This window comes from Embleya sp. NPDC056575, assembly GCF_042793325.1.
Classification (GTDB): Bacteria; Actinomycetota; Actinomycetes; order Streptomycetales; family Streptomycetaceae; genus Embleya.
In genome coordinates this window covers 19,128-33,117 of sequence record NZ_JBHTVA010000017.1, presented here as the reverse complement: position 1 = coordinate 33,117, position 13,990 = coordinate 19,128, and the positions used below count along the sequence as shown (strand labels likewise).

General features: G+C 66.3%; 22 protein-coding genes. All 22 read left to right on the top strand.

Features of this window, described 5'->3' with window-relative positions:
• Window positions 1-93: 93 nt before the first annotated feature.
• The 22 genes from ACFRCG_RS15680 to rplF all read left to right on the top strand — a co-directional run bounded on the left by ACFRCG_RS15680 (window position 94) and on the right by rplF (window position 13,989).
• Window positions 94-612 (top strand): DUF4190 domain-containing protein, encoded by a 519-nt coding sequence (locus tag ACFRCG_RS15680; RefSeq protein WP_380031797.1) that lies wholly within the window; start codon window positions 94-96, stop codon window positions 610-612.
• Between the two features lie 450 nt (window positions 613-1,062).
• A complete protein-coding gene (gene rpsL / locus ACFRCG_RS15675) occupies window positions 1,063-1,437 on the top strand; it encodes a 30S ribosomal protein S12 (RefSeq protein ID WP_020549242.1) in 375 nt (124 codons plus the stop codon).
• Window positions 1,437-1,907, top strand: a complete 471-nt coding sequence (gene rpsG / locus ACFRCG_RS15670; RefSeq protein WP_020549241.1) for a 30S ribosomal protein S7 — start codon at window positions 1,437-1,439, stop codon at window positions 1,905-1,907. The genes rpsL and rpsG overlap by 1 nt, the downstream gene beginning before the upstream one ends.
• A gap of 42 nt (window positions 1,908-1,949) precedes the next feature.
• Window positions 1,950-4,079 (top strand): elongation factor G, encoded by a 2,130-nt coding sequence (fusA, locus tag ACFRCG_RS15665; RefSeq protein WP_078975733.1) that lies wholly within the window; start codon window positions 1,950-1,952, stop codon window positions 4,077-4,079.
• A 132-nt stretch (window positions 4,080-4,211) separates the two neighbouring features.
• Window positions 4,212-5,405: an elongation factor Tu gene (gene tuf, locus ACFRCG_RS15660; RefSeq protein WP_380031794.1), complete on the top strand. Its 1,194-nt coding sequence runs from the start codon at window positions 4,212-4,214 to the stop codon at window positions 5,403-5,405.
• Between the two features lie 523 nt (window positions 5,406-5,928).
• Window positions 5,929-6,237 (top strand): 30S ribosomal protein S10, encoded by a 309-nt coding sequence (gene rpsJ, locus ACFRCG_RS15655; RefSeq protein WP_020549238.1) that lies wholly within the window; start codon window positions 5,929-5,931, stop codon window positions 6,235-6,237.
• A gap of 13 nt (window positions 6,238-6,250) precedes the next feature.
• Entirely contained in the window at window positions 6,251-6,895 is a 645-nt protein-coding gene (gene rplC, locus ACFRCG_RS15650) for a 50S ribosomal protein L3 (RefSeq protein WP_380005421.1), read from the top strand.
• 5 nt (window positions 6,896-6,900) lie between these two features.
• Entirely contained in the window at window positions 6,901-7,578 is a 678-nt protein-coding gene (gene rplD / locus ACFRCG_RS15645; RefSeq protein ID WP_078975730.1) for a 50S ribosomal protein L4, read from the top strand.
• Window positions 7,575-7,916, top strand: coding sequence for a 50S ribosomal protein L23 (gene rplW, locus ACFRCG_RS15640; RefSeq protein WP_020549235.1), 342 nt, complete (start codon window positions 7,575-7,577; stop codon window positions 7,914-7,916). The genes rplD and rplW overlap by 4 nt, the downstream gene beginning before the upstream one ends.
• 34 nt (window positions 7,917-7,950) lie before the next feature.
• Entirely contained in the window at window positions 7,951-8,787 is an 837-nt protein-coding gene (rplB, locus tag ACFRCG_RS15635) for a 50S ribosomal protein L2 (protein ID WP_355532991.1), read from the top strand.
• 11 nt (window positions 8,788-8,798) lie between these two features.
• A complete protein-coding gene (gene rpsS, locus ACFRCG_RS15630) occupies window positions 8,799-9,080 on the top strand; it encodes a 30S ribosomal protein S19 (RefSeq protein ID WP_020549233.1) in 282 nt (93 codons plus the stop codon).
• Window positions 9,081-9,123: 43 nt separating this feature from the next.
• On the top strand, window positions 9,124-9,468 hold the full coding sequence (rplV, locus tag ACFRCG_RS15625; RefSeq protein WP_078979279.1) for a 50S ribosomal protein L22: 345 nt from the start codon (window positions 9,124-9,126) through the stop codon (window positions 9,466-9,468).
• The gene (rpsC, locus tag ACFRCG_RS15620) at window positions 9,468-10,337 is read left to right on the top strand and encodes a 30S ribosomal protein S3 (protein ID WP_126636169.1); all 870 of its coding nucleotides are present in this window, start codon (window positions 9,468-9,470) and stop codon (window positions 10,335-10,337) included. The genes rplV and rpsC overlap by 1 nt, the downstream gene beginning before the upstream one ends.
• A gap of 5 nt (window positions 10,338-10,342) precedes the next feature.
• The gene (gene rplP, locus ACFRCG_RS15615) at window positions 10,343-10,762 is read left to right on the top strand and encodes a 50S ribosomal protein L16 (protein WP_020549230.1); all 420 of its coding nucleotides are present in this window, start codon (window positions 10,343-10,345) and stop codon (window positions 10,760-10,762) included.
• Window positions 10,762-10,995, top strand: a complete 234-nt coding sequence (rpmC, locus tag ACFRCG_RS15610) for a 50S ribosomal protein L29 (RefSeq protein WP_020549229.1) — start codon at window positions 10,762-10,764, stop codon at window positions 10,993-10,995. The genes rplP and rpmC overlap by 1 nt, the downstream gene beginning before the upstream one ends.
• On the top strand, window positions 10,992-11,273 hold the full coding sequence (gene rpsQ / locus ACFRCG_RS15605) for a 30S ribosomal protein S17 (RefSeq protein WP_020549228.1): 282 nt from the start codon (window positions 10,992-10,994) through the stop codon (window positions 11,271-11,273). Before rpmC ends, rpsQ begins: the two co-directional genes overlap by 4 nt.
• 62 nt (window positions 11,274-11,335) lie before the next feature.
• On the top strand, window positions 11,336-11,704 hold the full coding sequence (rplN, locus tag ACFRCG_RS15600) for a 50S ribosomal protein L14 (RefSeq protein ID WP_078975728.1): 369 nt from the start codon (window positions 11,336-11,338) through the stop codon (window positions 11,702-11,704).
• Window positions 11,705-11,719: 15 nt separating this feature from the next.
• Entirely contained in the window at window positions 11,720-12,043 is a 324-nt protein-coding gene (gene rplX / locus ACFRCG_RS15595; protein WP_078979278.1) for a 50S ribosomal protein L24, read from the top strand.
• A complete protein-coding gene (rplE, locus tag ACFRCG_RS15590; RefSeq protein WP_078975727.1) occupies window positions 12,043-12,612 on the top strand; it encodes a 50S ribosomal protein L5 in 570 nt (189 codons plus the stop codon). The genes rplX and rplE overlap by 1 nt, the downstream gene beginning before the upstream one ends.
• Window positions 12,613-12,656: 44 nt before the next feature.
• Entirely contained in the window at window positions 12,657-12,842 is a 186-nt protein-coding gene (locus tag ACFRCG_RS15585; RefSeq protein ID WP_020549224.1) for a type Z 30S ribosomal protein S14, read from the top strand.
• 190 nt (window positions 12,843-13,032) lie between these two features.
• Window positions 13,033-13,431 (top strand): 30S ribosomal protein S8, encoded by a 399-nt coding sequence (gene rpsH, locus ACFRCG_RS15580; protein ID WP_020549223.1) that lies wholly within the window; start codon window positions 13,033-13,035, stop codon window positions 13,429-13,431.
• An 18-nt stretch (window positions 13,432-13,449) separates the two neighbouring features.
• Window positions 13,450-13,989, top strand: coding sequence for a 50S ribosomal protein L6 (rplF, locus tag ACFRCG_RS15575; RefSeq protein WP_380031792.1), 540 nt, complete (start codon window positions 13,450-13,452; stop codon window positions 13,987-13,989).
• Window position 13,990 lies beyond the last annotated feature (1 nt).

Genomic DNA, 13,990 nt, shown 5'->3' with positions numbered 1-13,990 from the left:
CGTGTCCGAGGCCGGGTGCCCGAAGGACTCTCCACGAGGGCCCCGGGAGTGCGACGATGCTCCCAACGCTCCGTCGTACCCCGGGAGAACCCCATGAGCACCCCCGGCGGGCCCGGCCCGTACGGCTCCTTCGGCGAACGACCCCCCGGCGACTCCGAGGGCCCTTACGGCGCCCCCGGCGGGCAGCCGCCGTACGGCGACCCCGCCTCGCCGTACGGTTACGGTCAGGCGGCGTACGGGCAGCCCTACGACCCGCACGCCCCCTACGGCCAACCGCCCTACGGCTACGGCTACTACCCGCAGCCCGGCTACGGCGGCTACCTGCCCCAACCCGGCACCAACGGCCTGGCCATCGCGTCGATGATCCTGGGCATCGTCTGGATCTACTGGATCGGCAGCCTGCTCGCGGTGATCTTCGGGCACATAGCCCTGGCCCAGACCGCCCGTACCGGCCAGGAGGGCCGCGGCATGGCGATCGCCGGCGTGGTGCTCGGCTGGGTCGGCATGGCGGTGCTCGCGCTGGTGGTCGTGGTGCTCATCGTGGATTCCGGGCACGGTCACGGGTATTCCGATTACCTCGGTCTGCTCGTCGGAGGGTGCGGCGTGCGCTGACCCGAGGCCCGGCCCGCCCGGGGGAGCGGCCCCGGGCGCTCGTTCGCCTCTTTCCGCGATGCCGGGTACGGTGGGGCCCGGAGAGTGACATATCGGCCCGAGCGAATCGGTGCTCCACCAGCGTGAGAGCCCCGGATTCCGTGGCGTGGTGGGGGTCTTTCTTTTCGCTTTGACCTCTGCTGCTGTGGTAGGTAGTCTCTCTCCTTGTGCCTGGGGTGTCCCCGGGCTCTTGTGCCTGCGCTCACCGCAATCCTGTCGGGATGCGTGCGTGAGAGGGCGCGGGAGACCGATCCGCAACCTCCTGAGCAAGCACACTCCCAAGACCGGGCGACACGCCCGACCGCGGGGGTCGAGCTTGCCGGTGGTTTCGGCGTCGACCGGGATGCAGGCCGATTCAGACATTGCAGTCGCTTCAAAAAGACCGCTCGGCACGAAGAAGACGGAGACGCGGTGCCCACGATCCAGCAGCTGGTCCGAAAGGGCCGCCAGGACAAGGTCGACAAGGCCAAGACTCCGGCGCTCAAGGGGAGCCCGCAGCGTCGCGGCGTGTGCACCCGTGTTTACACGACGACGCCGAAGAAGCCGAACTCTGCGCTTCGCAAGGTCGCGCGTGTGCGCCTCACGAGTGGCATCGAGGTGACGGCCTACATTCCCGGCGAGGGTCACAACCTCCAGGAGCACTCCATCGTGCTCGTTCGCGGTGGTCGTGTGAAGGACCTCCCCGGTGTCCGCTACAAGATCATCCGCGGTTCGCTCGACACCCAGGGTGTCAAGAACCGCAAGCAGGCGCGCAGCCGCTACGGCGCGAAGAAGGAGAAGAGCTAATGCCGCGTAAGGGCCCTGCCCCCAAGCGACCGGTCATCATCGACCCGGTTTACAACTCGCCGCTGGTCACCTCGCTGGTGAACAAGGTCCTGATGAGCGGCAAGCGCTCCGTCGCCGAGAAGATCGTCTATGGCGCGCTCGAAGGCTGCCGCGAGAAGACCGGTACCGACCCGGTCATCACTCTCAAGCGCGCGCTCGAGAACGTGAAGCCGACCCTCGAGGTCCGCAGCCGCCGTGTCGGTGGCGCGACCTACCAGGTGCCGGTCGAGGTCCGTCCGGGCCGCTCCACGACCCTCGCTCTCCGCTGGCTCGTCGGCTACTCCCGCGCCCGTCGCGAGAAGACGATGACCGAGCGTTTGATGAACGAGCTGCTGGACGCGAGCAACGGTCTGGGTGCCGCGGTCAAGCGCCGCGAGGACACCCACAAGATGGCCGAGTCCAACAAGGCCTTCGCGCACTACCGCTGGTAGTTCCACCCGCAACGACGAGAAGCCGAGAGAAGACAAGCCACGATGGCTACCACTGCTCTTGATCTGGCCAAGGTCCGAAACATCGGCATCATGGCCCACATCGACGCGGGCAAGACCACCACCACCGAGCGGATCCTGTTCTACACCGGGGTCAACTACAAGATCGGTGAGGTTCATGAGGGCGCTGCCACCATGGACTGGATGGAACAGGAGCAGGAGCGCGGCATCACCATCACGTCTGCCGCGACGACCTGTCACTGGACGCTCGACGACGTCGATCACACGATCAACATCATCGACACCCCGGGCCACGTCGACTTCACCGTCGAGGTGGAGCGTTCGCTGCGCGTGCTCGACGGCGCCGTCACCGTCTTCGACGGTGTCGCCGGCGTGGAGCCGCAGTCCGAGACCGTTTGGCGTCAGGCCGACCGGTACGGCGTGCCGCGCATCTGCTTCGTGAACAAGCTCGACCGCACCGGCGCCGAGTTCCACCGCTGCGTCGACATGATCGACGCGCGCCTGGGCGCGGTTCCGCTGGTCATGCAGCTGCCGATCGGCACCGAGATGGACTTCCAGGGCGTTGTCGACCTGGTCGCCATGAAGGCGCTGGTCTGGTCCGCCGAGGCGGCCAAGGGCGAGATGTACGACGTCGTCGACATCCCGGCCACGCACGTCGAGGCTGCCGCCGAATACCGCGGCAAGCTGCTCGAGACGATCGCCGAATACGACGACCAGATGATGGAGCTGTACCTGGAGGGCCAGGAGCCCGACACGGAGCAGCTGATCGCCGCGATCCGTCGCGCGACCATCGCGTCGACCAAGGGTGAGAACAAGGGCAAGCCCACGTTCACCCCCGTGTTCTGCGGTACCGCGTTCAAGAACAAGGGCGTCCAGCCCCTGCTCGACGCGGTCGTGCGCTACCTGCCGTCGCCGCTCGACATCGAGGGCATCCAGGGTCACGCGGTCAACAACGAAGAGGAAGTCATCGTTCGCCAGCCGAGCGACGACGAGCCCTTCGCGGGCCTGGCGTTCAAGATCATGCGTGACCCGCACCTCGGCAAGCTCACCTTCGTCCGGGTCTACTCGGGTGTCCTGGAAGCCGGCAGCTCCGTGCTGAACTCGGTGAAGGGCAAGAAGGAGCGCATCGGCAAGATCTACCGGATGCACGCGAACAAGCGTGAGGAGATCCCGTCGGTCGGCGCGGGCGACATCATCGCGGTGATGGGTCTGAAGGACACCACCACCGGCGAGACGCTCTGCGACCCGTCCAACGCGGTGATCCTGGAGTCGATGACGTTCCCGGCCCCGGTCATCGAGGTCGCGATCGAGCCGAAGTCCAAGGGCGACCAGGAGAAGCTGGGTGTCGCCATCCAGTCCCTCGCCGCCGAGGACCCCTCCTTCCAGGTGCACACCGAGGAGGAGACCGGCCAGACCATCATCGGTGGCATGGGCGAGCTGCACCTCGAAGTGCTCGTCGACCGGATGAAGCGCGAGTTCCGCGTGGAGGCCAACGTCGGCAAGCCGCAGGTGGCCTACCGCGAGACGATCCGCAAGGTCGTCGAGCGTGTGGACTACACGCACAAGAAGCAGACCGGTGGTACCGGTCAGTTCGCCAAGGTGCAGATCGCGCTCGAGCCGCTCGAGGGCGACGCGTACGAGTTCGTCAACAAGGTCACCGGTGGCCGCATCCCGAGGGAGTACATCCCCTCGGTCGACGCGGGCGCGCAGGAGGCCATGCAGTACGGCGTACTCGCGGGCTACCCGATGGTCGGCGTGCGTCTGACGCTGATCGACGGTGGCTACCACGAGGTCGACTCGTCCGAACTCGCCTTCAAGATCGCCGGTTCGCAGGCGTTCAAGGAAGCGGCTCGGCAGGCGTCGCCGGCTCTTCTCGAGCCGATGATGGCCGTCGAGGTCACCACGCCCGAGGACTACATGGGCGATGTGATCGGCGACCTCAACTCGCGTCGCGGCCAGATCCAGGCCATGGACGAGCGCTTCGGTGCGCGTGTCGTCAAGGCTTTGGTCCCGCTGTCGGAGATGTTCGGCTATGTCGGCGACCTCCGCAGCAAGACCTCGGGTCGCGCGAGCTACTCGATGCAGTTCGACTCCTACGCCGAGGTTCCGAGGAACGTCGCCGAGGAGATCATCGCCAAGTCGCGCGGCGAGTAATCACCGCAGGCGCGGCACCAGCGATACCTGGGGGACCCGGGGTCCGTGACCGGACTCCGGGGCCTCCGCCCCGGCTCACCCCCGATACCCGACGTCGTACGGCGTAAAGAACCAGTCCACAGGAGGACCCCAGTGGCGAAGGCTAAGTTCGAGCGGACTAAGCCGCACGTCAACATCGGCACCATTGGTCACATCGACCACGGTAAGACGACGCTGACCGCGGCGATTACCAAGGTGCTGCACGACGCGTACCCGGACCTGAACCCCTTCACGCCGTTCGACCAGATCGACAAGGCGCCGGAGGAGCGGCAGCGCGGTATCACCATCTCGATCGCGCACGTCGAGTACCAGACGGAGAACCGTCACTACGCGCACGTCGACTGCCCCGGGCACGCCGACTACATCAAGAACATGATCACCGGTGCCGCGCAGATGGACGGCGCGATCCTCGTGGTCGCCGCCACCGACGGCCCGATGCCGCAGACCAAGGAGCACGTGCTCCTGGCCCGCCAGGTCGGTGTTCCGTACATCGTGGTCGCGCTGAACAAGGCCGACATGGTGGACGACGAGGAGATCCTGGAGCTCGTCGAGCTCGAGGTGCGCGAGCTCCTCTCCGAGTACGAGTTCCCGGGCGACGACCTTCCGGTCGTGCGGGTCTCGGCGCTCAAGGCGCTCGAGGGCGACAAGGAGTGGGGTGGCAAGCTCCTGGAGCTGATGGCCGCCGTCGACGAGGCGATCCCGACCCCGCCGCGTGACACCGACAAGCCGTTCCTCATGCCCGTCGAGGACGTCTTCACGATCACCGGTCGTGGCACGGTCGTCACCGGCCGCATCGAGCGTGGCATCGTCAAGGTCAACGAGACTGTCGACATCGTCGGCATCAAGGAGACCAAGACCACCACCACGGTCACCGGCATCGAGATGTTCCGCAAGCTGCTCGACGAGGGCCAGGCGGGCGAGAACGTCGGTCTGCTCCTCCGCGGCATCAAGCGCGAGGACGTCGAGCGCGGCCAGGTCATCATCAAGCCGGGTTCGGTCACGCCGCACACCGAGTTCGAGGCCCAGGTCTACATCCTGTCGAAGGACGAGGGTGGCCGTCACACCCCCTTCTTCAACAACTACCGGCCGCAGTTCTACTTCCGTACGACGGACGTGACCGGCGTGGTGACCCTCCCCGAGGGCACCGAGATGGTCATGCCGGGTGACAACACCGGCATGGACGTCGCGCTGATCCAGCCGATCGCCATGGAAGAGGGCCTGCGTTTCGCCATCCGCGAGGGTGGCCGCACCGTGGGCGCCGGCCAGGTCGTCAAGATCAAGAAGTGATGAAATCCCGCCCGCCGGTCCACCTGGGTCGGCGGGCGGGACTTTGTCCGGATCGATTCCACCCCCTAGGTGGGACCGGATATCCATTGCTCGGGGGCTCTCTCCAACCCGGGGGAGCCGCTCGATTGGCCAAGCCCGCCATCGGTGGGGCATACTAGCCAAGTTGCTCGGATGGACAACGGGCTGCGCCGTGCCTGTCGCGAAGACGGTACGTAGCGCGCCCCCGTTGGCTCCGATCAATCGGTGGACTTCTGTCCTGCCACCCATGCAGCCGGCGTCGTCGCTTAGTGACCTCGTGCCGTCCTTTCGCTTGCCGCAGCGAAGGTGACGCCGAGCGTACGTTGCCCAGGCCCCCAGGCCGCCCGTAAGGGTTTCCAAGGGGCGCTTGTGAGCAACAAGGCGACACGCCCGACCGCGGGGGTCGGCGGGGAAGGGAAACCCCGAGGGGTTTTCAGCCCAAGTCTTCTCCCCGTGTCAGCGGGGGTGATCCGCAGCGGTACGAGAGAAGGAATTCGAAGCAGCCATGGCGGGACAGAAGATCCGCATCAGGCTCAAGGCCTACGACCACGAGGTCATCGACAGCTCGGCGAAGAAGATCGTCGAGACGGTGACGCGTACTGGTGCGCAGGTTGCGGGACCGGTGCCGCTGCCGACCGAGAAGAACGTGTACTGCGTCATCCGCTCGCCGCACAAGTACAAGGACTCGCGCGAGCACTTCGAGATGCGCACTCACAAGCGGCTCATCGACATCCTCGACCCCACGCCGAAGACGGTCGACTCGCTCATGCGTCTCGACCTGCCGGCCGGCGTCGACATCGAGATCAAGCTCTGAGGACGCACCGACGATGACGAAGCAGATGAAGGGCATCCTGGGCAAGAAGCTCGGCATGACCCAGGTCTGGGACGAGAACAACCGCGTCGTTCCAGTGACTGTGGTCGAGGCCGGGCCCTGCGTCGTGACCCAGGTCCGCACCGCCGAGGTCGACGGCTACTCCGCCGTCCAGATCGCGTTCGGCGCGATCGACCCGCGCAAGGTGAACAAGCCGCTCGCCGGCCACTTCGCCAAGGCCGGCGTGACCCCGCGTCGCCACCTGGTCGAGCTCCGTACCTCCGACGCCGGCGAGTACACGCCGGCCCAGGAGATCACCGCCGATGTGTTCGAGGCCGGCCAGAAGGTCGACGTCATGGGCACCTCGAAGGGCAAGGGCACGGCCGGTGTCATGAAGCGACACGGCTTCAAGGGTCTCGGCAGCTCGCACGGTACGCAGCGCAAGCACCGCTCGCCCGGCTCGATCGGTGGCTGCGCCACCCCGGGTCGTGTGTTCAAGGGTGTGCGCATGGCGGGCCGCATGGGCAACGAGCGCGTTTCCACCCAGAACCTGACCGTTCACGCCGTGGACGCGGAGAAGGGCCTGCTCCTGATCAAGGGTGCGGTCCCCGGTCCGAACGGCGGCCTGGTTCTGGTGCGCACTGCGGCGAAGGGTGTGTGAATCTCATGACCAGCATTGACGTTCTTTCGCCCGCCGGCGACAAGTCCGGGACGATCGAGCTCCCCGCGGGGATCTTCGACGTCCAGGTGAGCATCCCGACGATCCACCAGGTCGTCGTGGCGCAGCTCGCCGCCGCCCGTCAGGGCACGCACAAGACCAAGACTCGTGGCGAGGTCCGCGGCGGTGGGCGCAAGCCGTACCGCCAGAAGGGCACCGGTCGCGCCCGTCAGGGCTCGACCCGCGCGCCGCAGTTCGCCGGTGGTGGCGTCGTGCACGGTCCCGTGCCGCGCGACTACGAGCAGCGGACCCCGAAGAAGATGAAGGCGTCCGCCCTGCGCGGCGCCCTCTCGGACCGGGCTCGGCACGAGCGCATCCACTGCGTCTCCGCGCTGGTCGAGGGCGAGACGCCTTCGGTCAAGGCCGCGAAGACCCTCCTCGGCAAGATCAGCGAGCGCAAGAACCTGCTCCTGGTCGTCGAGAAGTCCGACACCGCCGCCTGGCTGAGCGCTCGCAACCTCCCGCAGGTGCACGTGCTCGAGGTCGGGCAGCTGAACACCTACGACGTGCTCGTCTCCGACGACGTGGTCTTCACGAAGGCCGCTCTGGAGCGCTTCATCGCCGGACCGGCGAAGGCCGCCTCGGCGGTCGCGGGCTCCGACGAGCTCGAAGGGAGCATCGCGTGAGCACCGACACCGTCGAGAGCACGACGAAGGTCACCAGCAAGACCTACACCGACCCGCGCGACGTGCTGCTGAAGCCGGTGATCTCGGAGAAGAGCTACGGGCTCATCGACGAGAACAAGTACACGTTCATCGTGCACCCCGACGCCAACAAGACCCAGATCAAGCAGGCCGTCATCGCGGTCTTCGGGGTCAAGGTCGAGAGCGTCAACACGATCAACCGCGTCGGTAAGCGCAAGCGCACCAAGACCGGTTTCGGCAAGCGCAAGGACACGAAGCGCGCGATCGTCACCCTTGCAGAGGGCGAGCGGATCGACATCTTCGGTGGACCCGTCGGCTGACGGCCGCTGATACGGACGAGGACTAAGAGAAGCCATGGGCATCCGCAAGTACAAGCCGACGACGCCGGGCCGTCGTGGCGCCAGCGTCGCCGACTTCGTCGAGATCACGCGGTCCGAGCCGGAGAAGTCGCTGGTCCGCCCTCTGCACAGCAAGGGTGGTCGTAACAACCACGGTCGCGTGACCGCTCGCCACCAGGGTGGCGGACACAAGCGCGCGTACCGACTGATCGACTTCCGGCGCAACGACAAGGACGGCGTTCCGGCCAAGGTCGCGCACATCGAGTACGACCCGAACCGCACCGCGCGCATCGCTCTCCTGCACTACGCGGACGGCGAGAAGCGCTACATCCTGTGCCCGAACAAGCTGAAGCAGGGCGACCGGATCGAGAACGGTCCGGGCGCCGACATCAAGCCGGGCAACAACATGCCGCTCCGGAACATCCCGGTCGGTACGGTCATCCACGCCATCGAGCTCCGGCCCGGTGGCGGCGCGAAGATCGCCCGCTCCGCGGGTGTCAGCGTGCAGCTGCTGGCGAAGGAGGGCGCCCACGCGACCCTCCGCATGCCCTCGGGCGAGATTCGCCTGGTGGACGTGCGCTGCCGGGCGACGATCGGCGAGATCGGCAATGCCGAGCAGTCGAACATCAACTGGGGCAAGGCCGGTCGCATGCGCTGGAAGGGCAAGCGCCCGACCGTCCGCGGTGTGGCGATGAACCCCATCGACCACCCGCACGGTGGTGGTGAGGGCAAGACCTCCGGTGGTCGCCACCCGGTGAGCCCCTGGGGCAAGCCCGAGGGTCGTACTCGTCGGCCGAAGAAGGCCAGCGACAAGCTCATCATCCGCCGCCGCAAGACGAACAAGAAGCGCTAGGAGCAGTCTCGATGCCGCGCAGTCTGAAGAAGGGACCCTTCGTCGACGGCCACCTCATCAAGAAGGTGGACGTACAGAACGACAAGGGCACCAAGAACGTCATCAAGACCTGGTCCCGCCGCTCGATGATCGTCCCGGCGATGTTGGGCCACACGATCGCGGTGCACGACGGCCGCAAGCACGTCCCGGTGTTCGTGACCGAGTCGATGGTCGGCCACAAGCTCGGCGAGTTCGCGCCGACTCGGACCTTCCGCGGTCACGAGAAGGACGACCGGAAGTCGCGTCGTCGCTGACGCGGCGAATCGCATGGATATCGAGATGAGCAAGGGGACGTCGATGGAAGCCAGGGCTCAGGCGCGGTACATCCGCGTCACGCCCATGAAGGCCCGCCGTGTGGTGGACCTCATCCGTGGCATGAACGCCGCGGAGGCCCAGGCGGTCCTGCGATTCGCCCCGCAGGCCGCGAGTGAGCCGGTCGGCAAGGTGCTGGACAGCGCCATTGCCAACGCCGGTCACAACCACAACCTGGACACGAACAACCTGTACGTGTCCTCCGCCTACGTGGACGAGGGTCCGACCCTCAAGCGTTTCCGTCCGCGGGCACAGGGCCGGGCGTACCGCATCCGCAAGCGCACCAGCCACATCACCGTGGTTGTCGCCGAGAAGGAGAGGACCCGCTAGTGGGCCAGAAGGTTAACCCGCACGGGTTCCGTCTCGGCATCACCACGGACTTCAAGTCCCGGTGGTACGCCGACAAGCTGTACAAGGACTACGTCGGCGAGGACGTCAAGATTCGTCAGATGATGACGAAGGGCATGGAGCGCGCCGGGATCTCGAAGGTCGAGATCGAGCGCACCCGTGAGCGCGTCCGCGTCGACATCCACACCGCCCGGCCGGGCATCGTCATCGGCCGTCGTGGTGCGGAGGCCGACCGCATCCGCGGTGAGCTGGAGAAGCTCACCGGCAAGCAGGTCCAGCTGAACATCCTCGAGGTCAAGAACCCCGAGGTGGACGCCCAGCTGGTCGCGCAGGGTGTGGCCGAGCAGCTTTCGAGCCGCGTGTCCTTCCGCCGCGCGATGCGCAAGGCGATGCAGAGCTCCATGAAGGCCGGGGCCAAGGGCATCAAGATCCAGTGCGGTGGTCGCCTGGGTGGGGCCGAGATGTCCCGCTCGGAGTTCTACCGCGAGGGTCGTGTGCCGCTGCACACGCTGCGCGCCAACGTCGACTACGGCTTCTTCGAGGCCCGTACGACGTTCGGTCGCATCGGTGTGAAGGTGTGGATCTACAAGGGCGACGTGAAGAACATCGCCGAGGTCCGTGCCGAGAACGCCGCGGCGCGTGCCAGCAACCGTCCCGCCCGTGGTGGCGCTCCCGAGCGTCCCCGCCGCGGCGAGGGTGGCGGCGGTCGTGGTGGCGAGCGCGGTGGCCGTGGTGGCCGCGGCGGACGTCCGCAGCAGAACGACGCGCAGGCCACCGGTTCCTCGGACACCGGTTCCGCGCCGGCGGCCGAGGCTGTGAACTCGGCGCCCGAATCCGGATCGGAGGCCTGACCCCGATGCTGATCCCCCGCAGGGTCAAGCACCGCAAGCAGCACCACCCCAAGCGTGGTGGCCGCGCCAAGGGCGGTACGGAACTGGCGTTCGGCGAGTACGGCATCCAGGCCCTCGGCCAGGCGTACGTCACCAACCGTCAGATCGAGTCCGCTCGTATCGCCATCACCCGGCACATCCGCCGTGGTGGCAAGGTGTGGATCAACATCTACCCCGACCGTCCGCTGACCAAGAAGCCTGCCGAGACCCGCATGGGTTCCGGTAAGGGCTCGCCCGAGTGGTGGGTCGCGAACGTCAAGCCCGGTCGGGTGATGTTCGAACTGTCGTACCCGAACGAGAAGGTGGCTCGTGAGGCGCTCACCCGCGCCGTGCACAAGCTGCCGATGAAGTGCCGGATCGTCCGGCGCGAGGCTGGTGAGGCGTGATGGCGGCCGTTACCAAGGCGTCCGAGCTCCGCGAACTCGGTGACGAGGAGATCGTCGCCAAGCTCCGCGAAGCCAAGGAGGAGCTGTTCAACCTCCGTTTCCAGGCGGCGACCGGGCAGCTCGAAAACCACGGGCGGCTCAAGGCTGTCCGTAAGGACATCGCCCGGATCTACACGCTGATGCGCGAGCGCGAGCTGGGCATCGACGTGCAGGAGACCGGAGGCGCGGCGTGAGCGAGAAGACTGAGATGACTGAAGCAGCCCGGGGATTCCGCAAGACCCGTGAGGGCCTCGTCGTCAGCGACAAGATGGACAAGACCGTCGTCGTCGCCGTCGAGGACCGCGTGAAGCACCCGATGTACGGCAAGGTCATCCGCCGCACGAACAAGCTGAAGGCTCACGACGAGCAGAACGCCTGTGGCGTCGGTGACCGTGTCGTCCTCATGGAGACTCGGCCGCTGTCCGCCAGCAAGCGCTGGCGCATCGTCGAGATCCTCGAAAAGGCCAAGTAGCGAGCGCCGGTCGCCCCACCATCCGTGGGTCGTGACCGCGACGTGACGATCAGGAGTTAGACGTGATCCAGCAGGAGTCGCGACTGCGAGTCGCCGACAACACGGGTGCGAAGGAGATTCTCTGCATCCGTGTGCTCGGTGGCTCCGGCCGGCGCTACGCGGGCATCGGGGACGTCATCGTTGCCACCGTCAAGGACGCGATCCCCGGTGGCAACGTGAAGAAGGGCGACGTCATCAAGGCGGTCGTCGTGCGGACGGTCAAGGAGCGCCGGCGTGTCGACGGCTCCTACATCCGCTTCGACGAGAACGCCGCCGTCGTCCTGAAGAACGATGGCGAACCCCGTGGCACCCGTATTTTCGGCCCGGTCGGCCGTGAGCTTCGCGAGAAGAAGTTCATGAAGATCATCTCGCTCGCGCCGGAGGTGCTCTAACCAATGGCGAAGGCGATGAAGATTAAGAAGGGTGACCTGGTACAGGTCATCACCGGCAAGGACAAGGGCAAGCAGGGCAAGGTCATCGCGGCCTACCCGACCCAGGAGCGCGTCCTGGTCGAGGGTGTCAACCGGATCAAGAAGCACACCAAGGTGGGTCAGTCCGCCAAGGGTGCCAAGACCGGCGGCATCATCACCCAGGAAGCGTCCGTCCACATCAGCAACGTGATGCTGGTCGTGGAGAAGGACGGTAAGAAGGTCCCGACCCGGACCGGCTTCCGGTTCGACGACGAGGGCAACAAGATCCGGTACGCCAAGCGGACCGGTGAGGACATCTGATGACGGTCACCACCGAGGCGCGTGAACTGCCGCGTCTGAAGCAGCGTTACCGCGAGGAGATCCTGGGCAAGCTGCGTGAGGAGTTCTCGTTCGAGAACATCATGCAGGTTCCCGGTGTCACCAAGATCGTGGTCAACATGGGTGTGGGCGACGCCGCCCGCGACTCCAAGCTGATCGACGGCGCGATCAAGGACCTGATGGCCATCACCGGCCAGAAGCCCCAGGTCACCAAGGCCCGCAAGTCCATCGCGCAGTTCAAGCTGCGCGAGGGTCAGCCGATCGGCGCGCACGTTACACTGCGCGGCGACCGCATGTGGGAGTTCCTGGACCGTCTGCTGTCGATCGCCCTGCCGCGTATCCGCGACTTCCGCGGGCTTTCGCCCAAGCAGTTCGACGGGCGCGGCAACTACACCTTCGGTCTCACGGAGCAGTCGATGTTCCACGAGATCGACCAGGACAAGATCGACCGCGTTCGTGGCATGGACATCACTGTGGTGACCACCGCCAAGAACGACGACGAGGGCCGCGCTCTGCTGCGTCTCCTCGGCTTCCCGTTCAAGGAAGCGTGAGCAGTCGCCTCGGCGGCTGAGGAACGCAACAAGGAGACTGAGACGTGGCGAAGAAGGCCCTGATCGCAAAGGCCGCCCGCAAGCCGAAGTTCGAGGTTCGCGGTTACACGCGCTGCCAGCGCTGTGGCCGTCCTCACTCGGTGTACCGCAAGTTCGGTCTGTGCCGTGTGTGCCTGCGCACCATGGCGCACGCCGGCGAGCTGCCGGGCGTCACCAAGAGCAGCTGGTAGTCCGCCGGCCGCCCCGGCGGCCGAGAGCTACCGCTACCGCAACAAATCGTTCGCCCGCTGGGCCGAGCGAGAACAGTAACGACGTCGTAGGTCCCGCACCGCAGTCGCCGTCCGCCGCCGTCCTTCGGGCCGGCGGCGGACGAGGGATCGCATGCCGGGAAACCACGGCGAGAAAGGCCTTGAGGCCGTCATGACCATGACCGACCCCATCGCAGACATGCTGACCCGTCTGCGGAACGCCAACTCGGCATACCACGACGATGTCGTGATGCCGTTCAGCAAGATCAAGTCGCACATCGCGGAGATCCTCCAGCAGGAGGGTTACATCCAGGGCTGGCGCGTCGAGGACGCGGAGGTGGGCAAGAAGCTCACCGTCGTCCTCAAGTACGGCCCGAACCGCGAGCGCTCGATCGCCGGCGTCCGCCGCGTGTCGAAGCCCGGTCTGCGGGTGTACGCAAAGTCCACGAACCTGCCGAAGGTACTCGGTGGCCTCGGCGTCGCGATCATCTCGACGTCGACCGGTCTCCTCACCGACAAGCAGGCGGCCAAGAAGGGCGTGGGCGGGGAAGTCCTCGCCTTCGTCTGGTAAGGGAAGGGAAGGAGAGCAATGTCGCGCATCGGACGTCTCCCCATCCCGGTTCCCACCGGTGTGGACGTCACCATCAATGGCCGCGAGGTTGTCGTGAAGGGCCCCAAGGGTTCCCTGTCGCACACCATCGCCGCCCCGATCGAGATCGCCAAGTCGGAGGACGGCACCCTCGCGGTGACCCGTCCCGACGACGAGCGTCGCTCGAAGGCCCTGCACGGGCTGTCCCGGACGCTGGTGGCGAACATGATCACTGGTGTGACCCAGGGATACATCAAGAAGCTCGAGATCAGCGGTGTCGGCTACCGAGTCCAGCAGAAGGGCTCCTCGCTGGAGTTCGCGCTCGGATTCAGCCACCCCGTGGTCGTCGAGGCCCCGGAAGGCATCACCTTCGCGGTCGAGGCCCCCACCCGTTTTTCGGTCGAGGGCATCGACAAGCAGAAGGTCGGTGAAATCGCCGCGAACATCCGCAAGCTGCGGAAGCCCGACCCGTACAAGGCCAAGGGCGTCAAGTACGCGGGCGAGGTCATCCGCCGCAAGGTCGGAAAGGCTGGTAAGTAGG